The organism is Pseudomonas trivialis (assembly GCF_001439805.1).
In the GTDB taxonomy this organism is placed as follows: domain Bacteria; phylum Pseudomonadota; class Gammaproteobacteria; order Pseudomonadales; family Pseudomonadaceae; genus Aquipseudomonas; species Aquipseudomonas trivialis.
In genome coordinates, this window is record NZ_JYLK01000015.1 from 144,324 (window position 1) to 163,955 (window position 19,632).

A 19,632-nucleotide genomic window follows, 5' to 3' on the forward strand; every position below is an offset into this window, starting at 1 on the left:
CCGTTCTGCCTCTTACGTCTTATAACCCGGTCAGCATGGCGTCCGCCGGCGCATCGGCGCGGTCTTGTGCGGTCAATTGGAAGTACACGAAGCCAACGGCCATGAAACCGAGAAAGATCAGCCCGATCAACGTGTTGAACCAGGCCATGGCCACCAGGCACACCACCGCCAACACCAACGCAATGCCCGGTACGATGGGGTAGCCCGGCGCACGGAAGGTGCGCTCCAGCAGAGGTTCGGTCTTGCGCAGTTTGAACAGGCTGAGCATGCTCATGATGTACATGACGATGGCGCCGAACACGGCCATGGTGATCATCGCGGCGGTCAGGGTCATGCCGCCGAGGTTGATCAGGCCATCGCTGTAGATGGCCGCGATGCCGACGACGCCGCCGGCGATGATGGCGCGGTGCGGTGTCTGAAAACGCGACAGTTTGGCGAGGAAGGAGGGCAGGTAACCGGCGCGCGCCAGGGCGAAGAACTGCCGCGAGTAGCCGAGGATGATGCCGTGGAAGCTTGCTACCAGGCCGAACAGGCCGATCCACACCAGCATGTGCAGCCAGCCGGAGTTGTCGCCCACTACGGTTTTCATGGCTTGGGGCAGCGGGTCGTTGATGTTCGCCAGGGTACGCCAGTCACCCACACCGCCGGCGAAGAACATCACGCCCATGGCCAGAATTACCAGGGTGAGGATGCCGCTGATGTAGGCCTTTGGAATGGTGCGCTTGGGATCTTTCGCTTCCTCGGCCGCCATGGCTGCGCCCTCGATGGCGAGGAAGAACCAGATGGCGAAGGGGATCGCCGCAAACATCCCGGCAATCGCCGGTGCGCCGAATGTATCGGACCCGGCCCAGCCATTGAGGGCGAAGTGGCTGAAGCTGAACGCGGGAGCGACCACGCCCATGAACACCAGCAGCTCGGCGACGGCGAGTACGCACACCACCAGTTCGAAGGTGGCGGCGAGTTTTACGCCAAGGATGTTCAGGCCCATGAACACGATGTAGGCGCCGACGGCCGCGTGTTTCGGGTCCAGGGCCGGGAACTGCACATTCAGGTAGGCGCCGATGGCCAGGGCGATGGCAGGTGGCGCGAACACGAATTCGATCAGGGTCGCGAGGCCGGCGATCAAACCACCTTTTTCACCAAAGGCGCGGCGGCTGTAGGCAAAGGGGCCGCCAGCGTGAGGAATCGCGGTAGTGAGTTCGGTGAAACTGAAGATGAAGCAGGTGTACATCGCGGCGACCATCAATGACGTCACCAGAAACCCGAGGGTGCCGGCCACGCCCCAGCCGTAGCTCCAGCCGAAGTACTCCCCGGAAATCACCAGCCCGACGGCAATACCCCATAAATGCAGGGTGCCCAAGGTGGGTTTGAGGTGTGTGTTCATTGTGCTGCGCTCCTTGAACGGGTTGGATGATTCAAGGTGTTGCAGCGGGCATGCCAGCATGAAAATCGTGGTCGTAAAGTGGCGCATCCGTCGTATCGGGGACGGTTTGGTGTTTGAACATCCTCACCACTGCACCAGGCAGGTGCAGTGTTGCCCTGGCCGCCGCCATCGCGGGCAAGCCCGGCTCCCACAGGTAACCGCATTCCAATGGGGAGTCGGGCTCGCCCGCGATAACGCCCGTTCAAGCAATGCAAACCCGCGGTGTAAACCCCGCATAAACCCACTCTTTACGCCGTCCTTACGCCCCGCCCACGCCCTCGCTCTCGTTCCTTTACACCACTCCTGCGGACAATTGCCCCACACGCGGCACTCGCCGCACAACGGAGAGACTTCCATGAGCGTTCTGGACGGGGTGTCACTGCTATTGGCCGTGGCGCTGTTCATTTATCTGCTGGTTGCGCTGTTACGCGCGGATCGGAACTAGGAGTTGGGCATGCACAGTTATGACTATTGGCTGATCATTGCCTTCTTTGCCGTGGTGCTGGTACCGGCACCCTTGCTCGGGCGTTTTTACTACAAGGTGATGGAAGGCCAGCGCACCTGGCTGACCCCTGTGCTGGGGCCGGTGGAAAGGGCCTGCTATCGCCTGTCCGGCGTGGATGAACAACAGGAACAGAGCTGGCAGAAATACGCGCTGGCCTTGCTCGCGTTCAACCTCGCGGGTTTTCTGCTGTTGTTCGCCATCCTGCTGTTCCAGGACTACCTGCCGCTCAATCCGCAGAAACTGCCGGGTCAGGAGTGGACGCTGGCCTTCAACACGGCCGTCAGTTTCATGACCAACACCAACTGGCAGTCCTACAGCGGTGAGGCGTCCCTGAGCTACCTCAGTCAGATGGCCGGCCTGACCGTGCAGAACTTCGTCAGTGCGGCCACGGGGCTGGCAGTCCTCGTCGCTCTTTGCCGTGGGATCGGTCGCAAATCCGCCGCGACATTGGGTAATTTCTGGGTCGACATGACCCGCGCCACCCTCTACGGCCTGCTGCCGCTGTGCCTGGTGCTGGCGCTGTTCCTGGTGTGGCAGGGCGTGCCGCAAACCTTCGCCCACTACGTCGATGCCGTGACCCTGCAGGGCGTTGATCAGGTGATTCCTCTTGGCCCGGCAGCCAGCCAGATTGCGATCAAGCAACTGGGCACCAACGGCGGCGGTTTCTTCGGCGTCAACTCGGCGCACCCGTTCGAGGATCCGACCGCCTGGGCCAACCTGTTTGAGCTGGCGTCGATCATCCTGATTCCGGTGGCGCTGGTGTTTACCTTCGGCCACTACGTCAAGGACCTGCGCCAGAGCCGCGCGATCCTCGGCTGCATGCTCGCGTTGTTCCTGATCGGCGGCGCGACCTCGCTGTGGGCCGAATACCAGCCCAACCCAACCCTGAACAACCCCGCCGTGGAGCAGACCGCACCGCTGGAAGGCAAGGAAGCGCGCTTTGGCACCACCGGCACCGTGCTCTGGTCGGTGACGACTACGGCGGCGTCCAACGGTTCGGTCAACGGTATGCAGGACAGCCTCAATCCGTTGAGCGGCATGGTGGCGCTGGTCAACATGATGGTCGGCGAAGTGATCTTCGGCGGCGTCGGCGCCGGTATGTACGGCATGCTGCTCAACGTGCTGATCGCAGTCTTCCTCGCCGGCCTGATGATCGGCCGCACCCCTGAATACCTGGGCAAGAAACTTCAGGCCAAGGAAGTGCAACTGCTCGTGGTGACCCTGCTGGTGATGCCGGTTGGCGTACTGGTGCTGGGCGCCATCGCCGCCAGTCTGCCAGGCCCGGCCGGTGCGATCAGCAACCCCGGACCCCATGGTTTCAGCCAGTTGCTCTACGCCTACACCTCGGCCAGTGCCAACAACGGCTCGGCGTTCGGCGGCTTCAGTGGCAACACGCCATTCCATAACCTGATGCTGAGCCTGGGCATGTTGCTCGGCCGCTTCGGCTACATCCTCCCGGTACTGGCCCTGGCCGGCAGCCTGGCGATGAAGAAGACCGCGCCGATTGGCCAGAACAGCTTTCCCACCCACGGCCCGCTGTTCGTGACGCTGTTGACCGTGACCATTCTGCTGGTGGGCGGCCTGACGTTCCTGCCGACGCTGGCATTGGGCCCTATCGCTGAACACCTGAGCATGGGCTTCTGAGGGATATGAACATGAATATGCCTGCAAACAACGCGGCCCCGGTCAAACCCCAGGAACCCGCCAAAACCGCAATCTCCGCGCTGTGGCGCCCGGCGCTGGTCCAGGCCTTCGTCAAGCTCGACCCACGGCAGTTGCAACGCTCGCCAGTGATGCTGGTGGTCGAATTGACGGCCATCCTCACCACCGTGCTGTGTTTCGTGCCCGACACCGCCGTGCCCACCTTTGTCGCTGCGCAGATTGCGGTGTGGCTGTGGTTCACCGTGCTGTTCGCCAACTTCGCCGAAGCGCTGGCCGAAGGCCGTGGCAAGGCCCGCGCCGACAGCCTCAAGGCCGGCAGTGAAGGCCTCGGCGCACGGCGCAAAGAGGCCGATGGCACCTTCAAGATGGTACCCGCTGCCAGCCTGCGCAAGGGTGACGTGGTACGCGTGGTCGTCGGCGAAATGATCCCCGGCGACGGTGAAGTCATCGAAGGGATCGCCGCAGTCAACGAAGCCGCGATCACTGGCGAGTCCGCCCCGGTCATCCGCGAATCCGGCGGCGACCGTTCGGCCGTCACCGGCAATACGCGGCTGGTGTCCGACTGGCTGCTGGTGCGCATTACTGCCAACCCCGGTGAATCCACCCTGGACCGCATGATTGCCCTCGTGGAAGGCGCCAAACGCCAGAAAACCCCTAACGAGGTGGCGCTGGACATCCTGCTGATCGGCCTCACCCTGATCTTCCTGATGGTCGTGGTCACCCTGCAGCCGTTTGCCCACTTTGCCAATGGCAGCTTGCCGCTGGTGTTCCTCGTCGCACTGCTGGTGACGCTGATTCCTACCACCATTGGTGGCTTGTTGTCGGCCATCGGTATCGCCGGCATGGACCGTCTGGTGCGCCTCAATGTGATCGCCAAGTCCGGCCGCGCCGTGGAAGCGGCGGGGGACGTGCATGTGTTGCTGCTGGACAAGACCGGCACCATCACGTTCGGCAACCGCCGGTGCTCGGCGGTGGTCGCCGCGCCAGGCGTCAGTGGCCGCGAGGTGGCCGAAGGTGCCTTGTTCGCGTCCCTGGCGGATGACACGGCGGAGGGCAAATCCATCGTCGAGTACCTGCGCGCCTTGCACCCCCAGGCCGAGCCGTCGCTGGATGAGTTGACCGCCGTGCCGTTCAGTGCCGAAACCCGCCTGTCCGGTGTCGACTACCAGGGCCGCGTATTTCGCAAAGGCGCGGTGGATTCGTTGCTGGCGTTTATCGGCTTGCAACGCAGTGACCTGTTACCGGCGCTCTCGCGGGAAATCGACAAGATCGCCCAGAGCGGTGGCACGCCGTTGCTGGTGTGCGCCGACGGCAAATTGCTTGGTGCGATCCACCTCAAGGACGTGGTCAAGCCCGGGATCCGCGAGCGCTTCGCCGAGCTGCGCAAGCTGGGTATTCGCACTGTGATGGTCACCGGCGACAACCCGCTGACGGCCGCCGCGATTGCCGCCGAAGCCGGCGTGGACGATGTGCTGGCCGAGGCCACCCCGGAGAAAAAACTCGCCCGCATCCGCCTCGAGCAAAATGACGGGCGCCTGGTTGCCATGTGCGGCGACGGCGCCAACGACGCTCCGGCGCTGGCCCAGGCAGACGTCGGCATGGCGATGAACGATGGCACCCAGGCCGCGCGTGAAGCAGCCAACATGGTCGACCTCGACAGCGATCCCACCAAGCTGCTGGACGTGGTGCAGATCGGCAAGGAATTGCTGGTGACGCGAGGCGCGCTGACGACGTTCTCCATCGCCAACGACGTGGCCAAGTACTTCGCCATCCTGCCCGCGCTGTTCGCCGCGATCTACCCGCAGTTGGGCGTACTCAACGTGATGCACCTGCAGAGCCCGCAGAGCGCGATCCTTTCGGCGATTGTGTTCAACGCGCTGATCATCGTGGTGCTGATTCCCCTGGCGCTGCGCGGTGTGCGCGTGCAGGCGGCGAGTGCGGCGGCGTTGCTGCGGCGCAACCTGCTGATCTACGGCCTGGGCGGCTTGCTGGTGCCGTTCGTGGGCATCAAGGCGATCGACATGCTGCTGACGGCGTTGCACCTGGTGTAACGCTCGCCTTCCCGACTTAATGAGGATTTGACCATGACTAACATGATCCGCCCGGCCCTGAGCCTGCTGGTTCTGATGACCCTGATCACCGGTGTCGCCTATCCGTTGGTGGTTACCGGTGTGGCCCAGGTGGCGTTCCCCGCCCAGGCCAACGGCAGTCTGGTGCGCGATGCCAGCGGCAAGGTGCGCGGCTCCAGCCTGATCGCCCAGGACTTTACCGGCGACGGCTGGTTCCACCCACGGCCTTCGGCCGGGGCTTTCGCCACGGTATCCAGCAGCGCCAGTAACCTGGGCCCAAGCAATCCGGCGCTGGCTACGCGCGTGTTCGACGACGCGACCAAACAGCAGGTGCCAGGCCAGGGCCCGGTGCCGCTGGCCTCGCTGACCACCTCCGGCAGCGGTCTGGATCCGCACTTGCCACCGCCGGCGATTGCCTATCAACTGGCGCGGGTGGCCGCGGCGCGAAATGTGCCGGTGGCAACCTTGCAACGCTTGCTGGATGAGCACATCGAAAGCCCGTTGGTGGGCCCACCGGTGGTGAATGTCCTGGCCCTGAACATGGCCCTGGAAAAGTTGTAGGCAGCGCCGCCGTCATCGCGGGCAAGCCCTAATGCCGTTCAGTTAAGGGAAATGTGTGGGCTTATTGTGGCGAGCGGGCTTGCCCCGCGTTGGGGTGCGAAGCGCCTCCAATCGAGCAAAACGCGGTGTACCTGATACGGCTCAGCGCCTGGTTTTGGGGCTGCTGCGCAGCCCAACGCAGGACAAGCCTGCTCGCCACAGGGAATCTGCGCTTAACTGAACGGCATTAGGGCTTGCCCGCGATAAGGCCATAAACGCCCTCCATAAACACCTGAAGGAACCCTGAAGCATGAGCGACTCCGGCCGCGCCGACGCCCTGTTAGCCGATCTGCCCCGGGATGGCCGTGGCCGCCTCAAAGTTTTCCTCGGCGCCGCGCCCGGTGTGGGCAAGACCTACGCCATGCTCCAGGCCGCCCATACCCAACTGCGCCAGGGCGTGCGACTGATCGCCGGGGTGGTCGAAACCCACGGCCGCGCCGAGACCGAAGCCTTGCTCGGCGGCCTGCCGCAACAACCGTTGCTGCGCAGCGAATACCGCGGCGTGATGCTCGAAGAAATGGACCTCGACGGCTTGCTCGCGGCCCGGCCCGCGTTGGTGCTGGTGGACGAGCTGGCCCACAGCAATGCGCCCGGCAGCCGTCATGAAAAGCGCTGGCAGGATATTCAGGAGTTGCTCGCGGCCGGTATCGACGTGTTCACCACCGTCAACGTCCAGCACCTGGAAAGCCTTAATGATCAAGTGCGCGGCATCACCGGCGTGCAGGTGCGTGAAACCCTGCCGGACTGGGTGCTGCAGGACGCCGACGAACTGCTGCTGATCGACCTGCCGTCCCGTGAGTTGCTCGAGCGCCTGCGCGACGGCAAGGTCTATGTGCCGGAGCAGGCCCGCGCCGCCATCGATGCGTTTTTTACCCAGACCAACCTGATGGCCCTGCGCGAGCTGGCGATGCAAACCGCCGCCGCCCATGTCGACGATGACCTGGCCCAAGGCTATCGCCAACTCGGCCAGGCCGCACCGGCGGTGCGTGGTCGCTTGCTGGTGGGCGTGGATGGCGACGCGCAGGCCGAGCGTCTGGTGCGCCATGCCAGTCGCGTGGCCCAGCGCCGGCATTTGCCGTGGAGCCTGGTGCATATCGATAACGGCCGGGCGCGGGATGAGCAGTCGCGCCTGCGTCTGCAAAACGCCCAGCAACTGGCCGAGCGCCTGGGTGGCGAAGTGGTGCTGTTGCGCGCCGGCGAGGTGGCCAGGACGTTAATCCAGCACGCCGCCGAACGCCGAGCCAGCCTGCTGCTGGTGGGGCAGTCGCGGATGCGCTGGCGCCGCCGGCTGCTGGGGGGCGGGCTGGCCGCACGCCTGTTGCGTCAGGCGCGGGGGCTGGAAATCAACGTGCTCGACAGCGACGAGTTGCCCGCGCCGCCGCGCTTGCCGCAGGTGATGGGGCTGCGCTGGTTCGATTACGCCCTGGCAGTGGTGGCCACTTTGGTGGCGGCGGCCGTGGCCTGGGGCGTGTCCAGCGTGATGCCGTTGCCGAATATCTCCCTGGTGTTTCTTGCCGCGGTGTTGCTGGTGGCGGTACGCAGCAGCCTTGGGCCGTCGCTGGTGTGTGCCGCGTTCTCCTTCATGGCTTACGACTTTCTGTTTATCCCGCCGAATTTCTCTTTCGCCATCCAGCGCGAAGAAGACGTGCTGACGCTGTTGTTCTTCCTGTTGATGGCCGCGCTCACCGGCAACCTGGCCGCGCGGCAGCGCCAGCAATTGCAGGCGCTGCGCGATACCCAGGAAGAAACCAGCGAACTGCTGGACCTGTCCCGCAAGCTGACCGCCGCCACCGATCGCCAGGCGGTGATCAGCGCGGCGACCCTGCACCTGCAGGGTTGGAGTGACCTCGATCTGTGCCTGGTCAATCGCGACGGGCAAGGCGGCTGGACGGTCGAAACCGGCGGCCCGCTGACGTTCACCGAAGCCGAGCGCGCCGCCGCCGACTGGGCCTGGCAGCATGACCAGCCGGCAGGCCGGGGCACTGGCACTTTGCCGTTTGGGCGTTGGTGGTGGTGGCCGTTGTCGGGCGAAGAAGGTCCGCTGGGCTTGCTCGGTGTGAGTGCCAAGCCGGGCCTGGAACTGAGCGGCCAGCGTCGACGCCTGCTCACGGCCTTGAGCCAACCGCTGGCGCAGGCCCTGGCCCGCGCGCAGTTGGCGCAGGAGCTCGAATCCGCGCGGTTGCATGGCGAAACCGAACAACTGCGCAGCGCCTTGCTCGCCTCGGTGTCCCACGACTTGCGCACGCCGTTGACCTCCATGCGCGGCAGCATCGACAGCCTGCTGGCGCTCGGCGAAGCGATTCCTCTGGACGATCGCCGCGAACTGCTGGAAGGCACCCGCGATGAAGCCGAGCGCCTGGACCGCTATATCCAGAACCTGCTCGACATGACCCGCCTGGGGCACGGCGCACTCAAGCTGGCGCGCGACTGGGTATCGCCCGGCGATATCGTCGGCAGCGCCCTTGGCCGTCTGCGCGCGGTGCTGGCGCCGTTGCAGGTGATCACCGATGTGCCAGCTGAGCTGCCGTTGCTGTATGTGCACGCGGCGCTGATCGAACAGGCGCTGGTCAACGTGCTGGAGAACGCCGCGCGCTTTTCACCGGTTCAAGGCCGCTTGCAGTTGAGCGCCGGCGTCGCGGACGATCAGCTGTTTTTCGCCGTGGCCGATGAGGGGCCGGGGATTCCCGAAGATGAACGCGCGAAGATTTTCGACATGTTCTATACCGCCGCTCGGGGTGACCGGGGCGGGCAGGGCACGGGCCTGGGCCTGGCAATCTGCCAGGGCATGGTTGGCGCGCACGGCGGGCATATCCGCGTGGCCGATGGCATCGACGGACGCGGCACCTGCATCACCTTGTTTCTGCCTTTGCCGGCACAACCTGGCCTGGAGCGTGAGGCGTGAGATACCCTGTGTTCTCGACGATTTATGATTGGACGCCATGAGCCAGACCGCGACGATTTTGGTCATTGATGATGAGCCGCAGATCCGCAAGTTTCTGCGCATCAGCCTGGCTTCCCAAGGCTATAAAGTGATCGAGGCCGGCACCGGCACCGAGGGCCTGGCCCAGGCGGCGCTGAACAAGCCGGACTTGCTGGTGCTCGACCTCGGCCTGCCGGACATGGACGGCCAACAGGTGCTGCGCGAGTTTCGCGAATGGTCCACGGTGCCGGTGCTGGTGCTGTCGGTCCGCGCCAGCGAAGGGCAGAAAGTCGAAGCCCTGGACGGTGGCGCCAACGACTATGTGACCAAGCCGTTCGGCATCCAGGAATTTCTCGCCCGTGTCCGCGCGTTGTTGCGCCAGGCGCCGGCGGGTGAGGCTCAGGAGGCCGCGTTGCGCTTCGGTCCGCTCACCGTGGACCTGGCCTATCGCCGGGTATTGCTCGACGGCGCCGAAGTGGCGCTGACCCGCAAGGAGTACGCGGTGCTGGCGCAACTGGCGCGCCATCCGGGGCGGGTGATCACCCAGCAGCAACTGCTCAAGGACATTTGGGGCCCGACCCATACCGAGAACAGCCACTATCTGCGTATCGTGGTGGGGCACCTGCGGCAGAAGCTTGCGGATGATCCGACCCAACCGCGGTTTATCCTGACGGAGCCGGGGGTGGGGTATCGGTTGCTAAGCAGCTGAGTGCCGTTGCGGCTGGACTGGCCTCTTCGCCAAATATCAACCCTGCTCACTCTCATACCGATCCAACGTATCGCTGGCAATCTCCCGCCCCAGCGCGATCAATTCCGGCGCCTTGTAAAACTCGAAAAACCGACACACGCGCTTGGGCACATTGATCAGCACATCCGGCGGGTACCCGGCGATCTTGTACTGCGCCAGCGATGTTTGCATCACCTCGAAACTCTGGTTGATCAAGTCCAGCAGCGACGCCGGCCCAACGTTGTCGATGATGAACGAACCGGTGGCCGACTTCGGCGCGCCGGGTTTTTCCGGCGCGGCGGCGGGCTGCTGGGATTCGGGCTCGGCCGATTCCAGCCACGGATTGATTTCCGCCGCGTGGGCCTGCAGGGCTTCCTGCTCGAGTTTCATCAACTGTTCGGCTTGCTTGCGGCGAAACGGCAGGTGCGAACCCAGTGATTTGGCCAGGCTGTTGAAGCGGCTCTTGAACGCCGGCGGGCGCTGGATCACGGGCAAATGGTAGTGCTTCTGGTTGGTGGCGTTGAGGTTGACCGCGATGATCAGGTCGCAATGGCTCGACACCACCGGCACGATCGGCAGCGGGTTGAGCAGGCCGCCGTCCACCAGCATGCGGTTGCCCTGCATCACCGGGGTGAACAGGCTGGGGATCGCCGCCGAGGCGCGCATGGCCTGGTGCAGGCAGCCTTCCTGGAACCAGATTTCCTGCTGATTGGTCAGGTCGGTGGCGACGGCGGTGTAGGGGATGCGCAGGTCTTCGATATTGATCTCGCCGACGATCTTGCGGATCTGCCCGAACACTTTCTCGCCGCGAATGGCCCCCAGGCGAAAGCTCACGTCCACCAGGCGCAATACATCGAGGTAGTCCAGGCTTTCGATCCAGTTGCGATAGTCGTCCAGCTTGCCGGCGGCGTAGATCCCGCCCACCACCGCGCCCATGGAGCAGCCGGCGATACAGGCGATGTCATAGCCGCGCCGTTCGATTTCCTCGATCACGCCGATATGGGCGTAACCCCGGGCCCCGCCGGACCCCAACACCAAGGCAACACGTTTCTTCATAGTCCCTGTCCTACAGAAAACAGGTGCCCACAATGCACCCATTGAGGGGGCCGCTTCAATCGTCGCGGCTGCTTCACAATAGTTCTCCAGAATAGGGAGGGGGCTAGGGTATGCTTCGGCAATCAGCGCTTCACGTTACAGGCTGTCCTACAAGGCACTTTTTGTCGTAGGCACCGTCTACAGCGTACGACTGTTTTTCTTATTTTGAGGTGTCATCAATGAAAGCCTGGATGTGTGTGCCCGTGATTCTGTTGGCCTTGGCCGGTTGCGCCGGGAAAACCGCTTACCGCGACAGCTGCGGATCGCAATTGGACGCTGCCTGGAAAGAGTTGGACCTGGCCAAGGCCGAAGGTTTTGCTGGCACCGTCAGTTACTCCAAGGCCTTGTCGCTGTTGACGGGGGCCAAGACCCAGCAGCAATTCGAAGCGTTCGAGGGCTGCTCCAACAAGGCCGAAAAAGCGCGGTTCTATATTCGTGAGTCGCGCGCCGGTCGTTGATCGGTTAAACAGGGTTTTCATCGAAAAGGGAGGACAGGATGTCAGCGTTGGTTGATCAGTTAGTCGCTCAGGTCATTGGCCTGGAAGTAGGGTTGCTGAGCTGCCAGGCTCGCCTTGCCGCCGTCACCGATGATGAAGCCCTTCACGACCTGCGCACCACCGTGCGCCGCCTGCGCAGTCTGCTGCGCCCGTTGCGTGATCTGCCGGGTGTCGAGCAGCTTGAATTGGCGGCCGGCACGGTGGGTCGTTTGACCACGCCGCTGCGCGACCGCGAGGTGCTGGCGGCGTATTTGCTTGATCAGGGTTATCAGGCGGCCGCGCAGCGTCGCCTGCAGCTGCAACCTGACGCCTATCGCCAGGTGGCGCAAAGCCAGGAGCTGGCGCACCTGCTGCAGATTCTCGATGCATTCCCACGATTTATTCGTGCCGCCCAGCGTCAGAAATTGCTCAAGGGCCTGCGTTCGCGTATCAAAAAGCGCCTGGCCAAACAATGGCGCCAGCTGGGTGATGCGCTGAACGATCCGAGCCACGATCGCCACCGGCTGCGGCTGTTGATCAAGCGCGTTCGTTATGCGGCCGAGGCTTACCCCGAGTTGGACAAGCTGCCGCCCAAAGCCGTACCGCGTCTGAAAAAGGCCCAGGGCGCCCTGGGTGACTGGCACGACTGCTGGCAGTGGCTGGCCCAGGCTGAGCGGCAGCTCGACCTGCTTCCCTGCGTGCCGGTTTGGCATATCACCATGACAAGGGCCGAGGTGCAGGCTGATCGGGTGCTGGACAAACTGCGCGCCGATTGTTTCTGAATGGGGGTTCACCCGCTTCTGCAGGTCCGGTTTTTGGCGGGAACAGGCGCTGTACCTTAAAGGCGTGATGGTTAAGATGCGTCGATCGATTTTCCTGATATGAGGCTGCCATGCGCTTTAGTGATTTAATCGACGCAGTTCGTCGCAACCCACTGGATGTCACCCTCCCCGCCGAGTGGGGCCAGGGTCGCGCCAGCTTCGGCGGCCTGGTTGCCGCGCTGCTGTACGAAGCGATGATTGCCCAGGTGCCGGCCGGACGGCCGTTGCGCTCCCTGGCCGTCACCTTTGTGGGGCCCGTGGCGCCGGATGTGTCGGCCAGCTATCAGGTTGAAGTGTTGCGCGAAGGCAAGGCCGTCAGCCAATTGCTCGGTCGCGTGGTGCAGAACGGCGAAGTCGCAACCCTGGCGCAGGCCAGTTTCGGCGCTTCCCGCGTCTCGGAAATTGACGTGGCCAGCGAGCCGGCCCCGGTGTTCAAGCATTGGGAAGAAGGCGAGGACTTACCCTATATCAAGGGCGTCACCCCCGAGTTCATGCGGCACATGTCGATGCGCTGGACTGTGGGCGGTCTGCCGTTCAGCGGTCAGAAATCCCGCACCATGGGCGGCTGGATTCGTTTGCGTGGCGACGTGAAAGAGGAGCCCCTGACCGAAGCGCATATCCTCGCACTGGTCGACGCCTGGCCGCCGGCCTTGCTCCCGCACCTGAGCAAACCGGCGCCGGGCAGTTCACTCACCTGGACCATCGAGTTCATTCAACCCCTGCAGGACCTCACCACCCTCGACTGGTGCCAGTACCACGTCACCATCGAACATGCCCGCGACGGCTACGGCCACACCGCCGCCGCCTTTTGGAGCCCGAACGGCGCACTGATCGCCATCAGCCGCCAGACCGTGACCGTGTTCGCCTGACACCTTCAGCGACGCTGCAACCCCAGGCCTGCGAGGATCCCGACCACACCCACGGCAACACTGGCCAGGCTGGTGCTGAACACACCCGAAGCGATCAGCAAAAAGCCGGTGATAAACAGCGGCACAGCGATCAACTGCAGCGCCTGGTGAGTGGCGTGTTGCTGGTTTTGCGGGTAGTTGCGCCATTGCCAGGCGGGAAAATCAGGATGACGTTTGCCCATGATGGTAAATCCTCTGTCCGTTTAAACAACATGGGCAGAGTTTAGGTGGGGCAGGGTGGGGGCGGCGAATTGGGGTTGGCTATGGGGGTCATAGACGACATGATTAAACTGTCTTCAGGCCCAAATGACGCAGTCATGGTCGTCCATGTGTACCAGAAACGTGAGGTCGCCATCGGTCACCCAGAACGGATAACCTTGTTCAATAGCAAGCTGAGTCTGGATCATTCATGTATACGGATGGCCCGCCAAGAGAAGGATATTTAGTTCTAAATTCAATTAATGATCCTGTAGATTCCGCTCTTATGGAAAAGAAGTTTTCGTGCTTGTGTACTGACAGGTTAAGCGTATCCAATGTGGGTAAATTTTTTATGATGAGGTCGGTGATTCCGCCACAGCTAAGGCCTATTCGGCAAGTGTTGAATCCTTCTACAATCCATTTTTCAGGCGGTCTGTCTGGTACTTCAGGTATATCAAACTCCATGTTTATATGGGATCTGTTATTGTCTATGTTGAAGGAAAAAAGGGTTATTTTTCCTATCGGGATCGACGTAGAGAATACTTGATTAAAAAATACTTCTTTCGAAATTATTCCAGAATTTCATTTTCTTGCTCATAAAAATAGTGTTGTCCAGTTCGTTACAATATTTAATTTTTTACCCTTGAATAGTCCAGCAAGTTGGGCCTTAGCCAGCAACTCCATCCGCAATCCCTCGCACTGTGTGATCAGGCGAAGGACTTTGCAGAGGTTGGAAGATAAAAGAAGTCGGCCTTATTCGCGGGGATGGATTTGGGATTGTGGGTGGGCAATATTCATACGCCGGAAGAATATGCTGAGGTGGAGAGTGTGGTGCAGCGGGTGTATTTGTTGAGTCGGATGATTATGGAGCTTTCGAAGCGGTGAGTGGGGGGCTCATTCGGTGTTGAGTGAGCATGTTTTTGTTGCGGTAGCTTCTGCATCATAAGTAACTAGGCAGTTGAGTAAAGTTAGCATGAACTTCCTTTTGTTTAAGATTTCGTCTTCGAAGTATGTGTCAAATAGATAAAATACAGACTCAAAGTCATCTCCCTTTTCTAGGAAATATTGAAGTGTATCGATATGCCAGCGCCTTTCATCAGGCTTGTATCTCATGAGCTCTGGTTTTGTAAGGGTTTCAAATAAGCTTATAAGTTCTTGTTCGTTGTTCACGTTTTTTGAACAAATCAACTCTTCTCTTTTAGAGTCTCGTGAGTTTTCTATGCAGTAAGTGAATAGGAGACCTTTGATGATTTGTAAATCTGGTTTAAATTTCATTCGAGGTCACCATAGGCAGTGATAGGCTGTCCATTTTCATTTAAAAAGACTCTTGCATTTCTTGTTTTTCCGTATGTGTAATTTTCTTTTTTATAGCCTTCGCCAATAATTTTACCCATGTCCATTGGTCTTTTAGATACCGATAAATTTGTCTGCTTGAAGATGAGCTGTGCACGGTAGATAGCGTTTAACTGATCCCTGTGACTTAAAAAGTGAGTGGCTGCACTGGGCGGTCTAGGTTCTCCCGTATGGGGACCACCCAAAACGGATGCTCGACCTTAGCGCGAACCTAGGCCTTGGCCTTCTCGATTTTTCGGATCGCCTTGTACAAAACACTGCGTTTTCCGTGCTCTTTGTAAGTGCTGCGGCGAGCGGCAATCTGCCAAATGACCTTGCGCCCAGCGTGTTCTTCGCGCTTCTCGACCCCGGTGTAACCTGCGTCAGCGCAGACTACGATTTCCTCGCCGTGCAGCAGTTTGGCAACCTGCGTGACGTCTGCCACATTGGCCGCTGTGACCTCGACGCTGTGCACCAGGCCTGACTCGTCGTCGGCGCCGATATGAGCTTTGGCGCCGAAATAGTACTGGTTACCTTTCTTGGTTTGATGCATCTCAGGGTCGCGTTTGCCATCTTTGTTCTTGGTCGAACTGGGCTCATGAATCAGCGTGGCATCGACGATAGTGCCTTGACGCAACGACAAGCCACGGTCGCCCAGATAACCATTAATTACGCTGAGAATCCCGATCGCCAACTCGTGCTTTTCCTGCAGACGACGGAAGTTGAGAATGGTGGTTTCGTCTGAAATGCGCTCCAGGCTCAGGCCTGAAAACTGACGCAGGATGGTCGTCTCATACAGCGCTTCTTCCATCGCCGGATCGCTGTAGCCGAACCAGTTCTGCATCAGATGAACACGCAGCATCGCCATCAGTGGGTAGGCCGGACGGCCACCTTCGCCTTTTGGATAATAGGGCTCAATCAGGGCAATCAAAACCTTCCAGGGCACCGCCTGATTCATCTCGATCAGGAACAATTCCTTACGAGGCTCCTTGCGCTTGCCGGCGTATTCGGCGTCGGCGAAGGTCATCTGTTTCATCATCGAAAAGCTCGGCAACTGGTGTCCGGAGATTTTGCCAAATTAGGAAGTCTTTTTCAGAGTTTCCTTAGAAGTAGAAAAAAACTCCCGTTTCCTTATCTAGTGCTAATTCATTAATGCTGATTAGTTTTTCCAGGAGTTTAGGGTTTTCGGGTAAAGAATGCTTTTTTAGTATTTTAAGCATTTGTTCGAGCTCCTTGTGAGCGACGATATATTCATCTTCATAATCGTCAATGTTTTTTATAAGAGATGTGTTGATAATGTTGAATAGTCCCGATTTTTCCAGTTGCAGATATTCAGAGTTTGTAAGGAGTAAACGTTCCAACAGGGTTGATGGGCAGGCATCAACGTCTAGTAGAGACATCGCTTTTTTAGAAAGTGGGGTGCAAATTAATTTCACTGCTCTCTTCCTTTTTTAAAGTGTGTGACCTCATTGTACTCAGCTTGTGTCCTGCCCATTTGCTTTCCTGAAGGGGAGATTTTGTTGTTTGGTACTGTCCCCGCCAAACTCAGGTAGCGCCTCGAACCTGATAATGACGGATCGTAGATCCTAAAGTAGGCTCCATTCAAGTCTTCAACTACTTCAATACCACTTTCAGGGTTTTTGTATATCTTTTTGCCTTTGCTCGTAGTGGTTACTATTGAGTCGGAACCGGCGAATTTGATTACATTTTCGTTTAGATCCGCTGTTTGCCAGTTCGCAGAATATCGAGCTGCTCGCTGTGCGCCTCCTGTTTTTGGTAACTCGGTATCACCTTCATCAACTCGCACTGCCTTAATTGGATCATTAGCGTCTAGCTTTGGCTTACAGTCGTCTTTACCAGGACAAGTGTTCAGCCCCAGCGGATCCACCCACCCGGTAGGATTCGGCACGTACTGGTACGCATTGATCCCGCCCGCCAGCTTCACCGGGTCCGGCGTCAGATAGCGCCCAACATCCGGATTGTAGTAGCGATGACGGTTGTAGTGCAGGCCGCTTTCCTGATCGAAGTATTGACCCTGAAAGCGCAGCGGGTTATCGATTTTGCCGACGTCGAGGCGGCTGATCTGGCCGTAGGCGCGGTAGTGGGCGGACCAGACGATTTCGCCGTCTGCGGCGGTGAGTTCCTGTGGGGTGCCGAGGTGGTCGAGTTGGTAGTGGTAGGGTTTAGTGGCGCTGGGACCGAAGCCTTCCAGCAGGGCCAATGGCCGGAAGCTGTCGGGTTCGTAGAGGTAGCTGCGGTGGCGGTCGGCGTGGTGTTCGGCGATCAGTTTGTCGCCTTGCCAGAAAAACTCGGTCGTTATGCCGTCAACGGTTTTGCTGATGCGGCGGCCAAAGGGGTCGTAGCGATAGCGGGCGGTTTGGCCGTTGGGCTTTTTGACGGCGATCAGCCGGTGCTGGCAGTCGTAGCGATATTCGGTGACCAGTGCGTGACCTTTGCCACGACGTTTGCGGATCAGGTTGCCGAAGGCGTCGTGGTCGTAATGCCGGTCGCCCTGGATCAGCAGGCGATTGCCGGCGACGATATCCGGGCCGGGGCGGTCGTGCATCAGCAGGTTGCCGGCCGGGTTGTGGCCGAAGCGTTCCTGTAGATCCTGCGAGTGGTCGGCGCGGGTCAGGCGGTGGAGCGGGTCGTAGGCGTAGTGGTGTTCGCCTTTGCGCGTATCGAGAATGCGAGCGAGGTTGCCGGATTTGTCGTAATCGTATTGGCGGCGGTAGTGGCGGTTTTCCTGTTGCGTGATGGCGTGGGCGTGCAGGCGGTGTTGGTCGTCGTAGTGGTAGTGACTGAGTAGGTCGCCTTGCTGGCGCTGGCGTTCGCGGCCGTGACTGAACAAGTGGGACGTCAGCAGCGTGCCGTTCAGTTCGATGGTGCCGAGGTGGCCGCCTTTATCGTGGTTAAACGTGACGCGGTTGTTGTCCGGCAGGCGCAGGCGTTGCAGTTGTCCGCAGGCGTCATAGCCATAACGCAAGGTGCCCCAGCCTTGATGCTCGGCGGTCAGGCGGTTTTGTCGATCGTATTCGTAGGCCAGCGCCCAGTGACCGTCTTCGACGCTGAGGAGATTGCCCTGGCGGTCGTAGGCATAGTCAACAACGGCGCCGTCCGGCAGGGTTTTTCTGACAAGACGTCCGGCGTGGTCGCGCGCGTAGCGGGTAACCAACTGACTGCCATCGTCGCCGTATTCAGTCTTTTCCTGCAGATTGCCGTTGAGGTCATAAACGTAGGCAGTGCGCTGGCCATCAAAGCCGATTTCCTGCTGGATCAACCCGTTGGGGTGATAGGCAAGCCGGTAAGTCTCGCCCACCTCGTTTTCGATCTCGGTCAGCAATAGCCGCACGTTGTCATAGCGGTACTGGACCTGGGTGCCGTCGACATTGAGTCGCCGACTGATCAGGTGCAGCCCATCGGCATACTCGTAGCGGGTGACGTGGCCCAGTTCATCGCGTTCGGCGGTGATTTTTCCGTAGGCGTTGTAGCTGTATTCGCGACACGCACCGCCCGGCAGCACCAAACGGATCAACCGACCGATGTTGTCCCACTGGTATTGGGTCAGCGCCCCATGTTCATCCTCGCGGGCAACCTCCCGTCCCAGGTCGTCATAGCGATAGCGCCTGATCCCGCCATTGGGCAACTGCTCCTCAAGCAGTTGCCCGCGCGCATTCCACACCAGCCGCTGACAACTGTGATCGGGATACCACACCCCGATCAGTTGCCCGTGTTTATTGTAGCTGTAGTCAGTAATGTGGCCGTCAGGATCGGTCCTGCGCGTTACGTCACCTTGCTCGTTGCGCTCGTATTTCCAAACCGCCTCACCCCGGCGCACCACCCGTACGAACCCGTTGTCATGCTCGTAGGACGTCGGCTCATCGTCACCCGGAAACAGCGCCACCAAGCGCCCAGCCTCGTCATACTGATACGCCGTCACCGCGCCCAGCGGGTCCTGCTCAACCGTCAGCCGGCCTTTTTCATCGTAGGATTTGAAGTGCTGAGCGCCATCCGGATCAACCCGCTGCACCAGCCGCGCCCGCGGGTCGTGCACATACACTTCCTGGCTACCATCGGCGTTATGCACGGTGACGCGCCCGTCATCACCCCACACATAGCGCGTGTCCATCTGCGTAAAACTGGCCCAGTGCCGCACACAGCGCGCCGCCTTGCCAGCTCGCTCCCATTCCCAAAAGAAACTCGCGCCACCGGCCAGCCCACGCTCGAGAATCACGTGCTGCTCGTCGTACCGATAAACCTCGCATTCACCTACGGCATTGGTCGCTGACACCAGCCGGCCGGCGGCGTCGTAGGCGTAGGACACCACCGTCTGCTCAGTCACCCACTCGTAAGGCTCACGCCCCTTGGCGCGATGAACCTGGTAGTCCACCGCCGCAATGCGGCCCTGCGCATAGCGCAACCACAGCGAGCGCCCGGCGCCGTTATCCAGCCGTTCAATACGCCCCAGCACATCGCGGGAAATGCGCAGCCGGTTGTCATACGCATCGCTGATCGACACCAGCACGCCATCGCGAAAGTGGTAAAACCGCGACGCCTGGGCCAGCACCAGCTCATCCGGCAAGTCCCCCAAAAAGATCGCTGCTTCCGCCAGGCTGTTGGTGATCGCCGGTCGCGAAACGGTCGGCATGGGAAACGAGGTCGAGCGATTCTCATGGTCGGTCCACACCACCGAATCGCCGGACACCACCAGCCGCTGCGCCAGGGCATGACTCCAGCCAAACCCCAGCCCAACATCGATTCCCACCGCGCTGGTGCGATACACCCGCGTCCACTCAAACGGCAAAATCCCGTCCAGCGTGCCGTCGGTGAGGGTGAGCAATTCCTCGCCGGTGACCATCGACACCGGGCAGCCGTGGGTCACGGTTTTATCGGAAG

16 protein-coding genes and 3 pseudogenes are annotated in these 19,632 nt (G+C 60.5%); 10 read left to right on the forward strand and 9 right to left on the reverse strand.

Annotation, left to right across the window (positions count from 1 at the left end):
* Positions 1-19 precede the first annotated feature (19 nt).
* Positions 20-1,384: an ethanolamine permease gene (eat, locus tag TU79_RS20100; protein WP_057009649.1), complete on the reverse strand. Its 1,365-nt coding sequence runs from the start codon at positions 1,382-1,384 to the stop codon at positions 20-22.
* A 394-nt stretch (positions 1,385-1,778) separates the two neighbouring features.
* On the opposite strand from eat, the gene kdpF reads away from it, so the two are divergent.
* The 6 genes from kdpF to TU79_RS20130 all read left to right on the forward strand — a co-directional run bounded on the left by kdpF (position 1,779) and on the right by TU79_RS20130 (position 9,888).
* Positions 1,779-1,868: a K(+)-transporting ATPase subunit F gene (gene kdpF, locus TU79_RS20105; RefSeq protein ID WP_003218754.1), complete on the forward strand. Its 90-nt coding sequence runs from the start codon at positions 1,779-1,781 to the stop codon at positions 1,866-1,868.
* 9 nt (positions 1,869-1,877) lie between these two features.
* Positions 1,878-3,572, forward strand: coding sequence for a potassium-transporting ATPase subunit KdpA (gene kdpA, locus TU79_RS20110; RefSeq protein WP_057009633.1), 1,695 nt, complete (start codon positions 1,878-1,880; stop codon positions 3,570-3,572).
* Between the two features lie 11 nt (positions 3,573-3,583).
* Complete coding sequence (kdpB, locus tag TU79_RS20115) at positions 3,584-5,641, forward strand: potassium-transporting ATPase subunit KdpB (RefSeq protein ID WP_173670270.1); 2,058 nt, start codon at positions 3,584-3,586, stop codon at positions 5,639-5,641.
* Positions 5,642-5,674: 33 nt separating this feature from the next.
* Entirely contained in the window at positions 5,675-6,220 is a 546-nt protein-coding gene (gene kdpC / locus TU79_RS20120) for a potassium-transporting ATPase subunit KdpC (RefSeq protein WP_057009635.1), read from the forward strand.
* Positions 6,221-6,509: 289 nt separating this feature from the next.
* The gene (locus TU79_RS20125) at positions 6,510-9,161 is read left to right on the forward strand and encodes a sensor histidine kinase (protein WP_057009636.1); all 2,652 of its coding nucleotides are present in this window, start codon (positions 6,510-6,512) and stop codon (positions 9,159-9,161) included.
* Positions 9,162-9,198: 37 nt separating this feature from the next.
* Positions 9,199-9,888: a response regulator gene (locus TU79_RS20130; RefSeq protein ID WP_057009637.1), complete on the forward strand. Its 690-nt coding sequence runs from the start codon at positions 9,199-9,201 to the stop codon at positions 9,886-9,888.
* A gap of 36 nt (positions 9,889-9,924) precedes the next feature.
* On the opposite strand, the gene TU79_RS20135 is transcribed toward TU79_RS20130, so the two are convergent.
* Positions 9,925-10,962, reverse strand: coding sequence for a patatin-like phospholipase family protein (locus tag TU79_RS20135; protein ID WP_057009638.1), 1,038 nt, complete (start codon positions 10,960-10,962; stop codon positions 9,925-9,927).
* Positions 10,963-11,180: 218 nt separating this feature from the next.
* Between TU79_RS20135 and TU79_RS20140 the strand changes: the two genes are divergently transcribed.
* From TU79_RS20140 to TU79_RS20150, 3 genes are all read left to right on the forward strand, one after another.
* Positions 11,181-11,459 carry a hypothetical protein gene (locus TU79_RS20140; RefSeq protein WP_003238638.1) on the forward strand — a complete coding sequence of 93 codons (279 nt, stop codon included), beginning with the start codon at positions 11,181-11,183 and terminating at the stop codon, positions 11,457-11,459.
* 38 nt (positions 11,460-11,497) lie between these two features.
* Positions 11,498-12,259: a CHAD domain-containing protein gene (locus tag TU79_RS20145; RefSeq protein WP_057009639.1), complete on the forward strand. Its 762-nt coding sequence runs from the start codon at positions 11,498-11,500 to the stop codon at positions 12,257-12,259.
* 110 nt (positions 12,260-12,369) lie between these two features.
* A complete protein-coding gene (locus TU79_RS20150) occupies positions 12,370-13,167 on the forward strand; it encodes an acyl-CoA thioesterase (RefSeq protein WP_057009640.1) in 798 nt (265 codons plus the stop codon).
* 11 nt (positions 13,168-13,178) lie between these two features.
* Here the strand turns inward: TU79_RS20150 and TU79_RS20155 are convergent.
* Positions 13,179-13,388 (reverse strand): annotated as a pseudogene (locus TU79_RS20155) (terminase); the annotation flags it as partial.
* Between the two features lie 199 nt (positions 13,389-13,587).
* Positions 13,588-13,977: an Imm50 family immunity protein gene (locus TU79_RS25525; RefSeq protein ID WP_331716205.1), complete on the reverse strand. Its 390-nt coding sequence runs from the start codon at positions 13,975-13,977 to the stop codon at positions 13,588-13,590.
* 173 nt (positions 13,978-14,150) lie between these two features.
* Between TU79_RS25525 and TU79_RS27020 the strand changes: the two are divergent.
* A pseudogene (locus TU79_RS27020) lies at positions 14,151-14,289 on the forward strand (glutamate carboxypeptidase); the annotation flags it as partial.
* Between the two features lie 9 nt (positions 14,290-14,298).
* Here TU79_RS27020 and TU79_RS20165 read toward each other — a convergent pair.
* The 5 genes and pseudogenes from TU79_RS20165 to TU79_RS20180 form a co-directional block, all read right to left on the reverse strand.
* Positions 14,299-14,679, reverse strand: a complete 381-nt coding sequence (locus TU79_RS20165) for a hypothetical protein (RefSeq protein ID WP_057009642.1) — start codon at positions 14,677-14,679, stop codon at positions 14,299-14,301.
* Entirely contained in the window at positions 14,676-14,798 is a 123-nt protein-coding gene (locus tag TU79_RS26760; RefSeq protein ID WP_269457970.1) for a hypothetical protein, read from the reverse strand. Before TU79_RS26760 ends, TU79_RS20165 begins: the two co-directional genes overlap by 4 nt.
* 173 nt (positions 14,799-14,971) lie before the next feature.
* Positions 14,972-15,772, reverse strand: a pseudogene (locus TU79_RS20170) (IS5 family transposase); the annotation flags it as partial.
* Between the two features lie 67 nt (positions 15,773-15,839).
* Positions 15,840-16,172 (reverse strand): hypothetical protein, encoded by a 333-nt coding sequence (locus tag TU79_RS20175; protein WP_057009643.1) that lies wholly within the window; start codon positions 16,170-16,172, stop codon positions 15,840-15,842.
* The coding region (locus TU79_RS20180) for an RHS repeat-associated core domain-containing protein (protein WP_057009650.1) at positions 16,169-19,632 on the reverse strand (3,464 nt) is incomplete at its 5' end. The genes TU79_RS20175 and TU79_RS20180, both read right to left, overlap by 4 nt.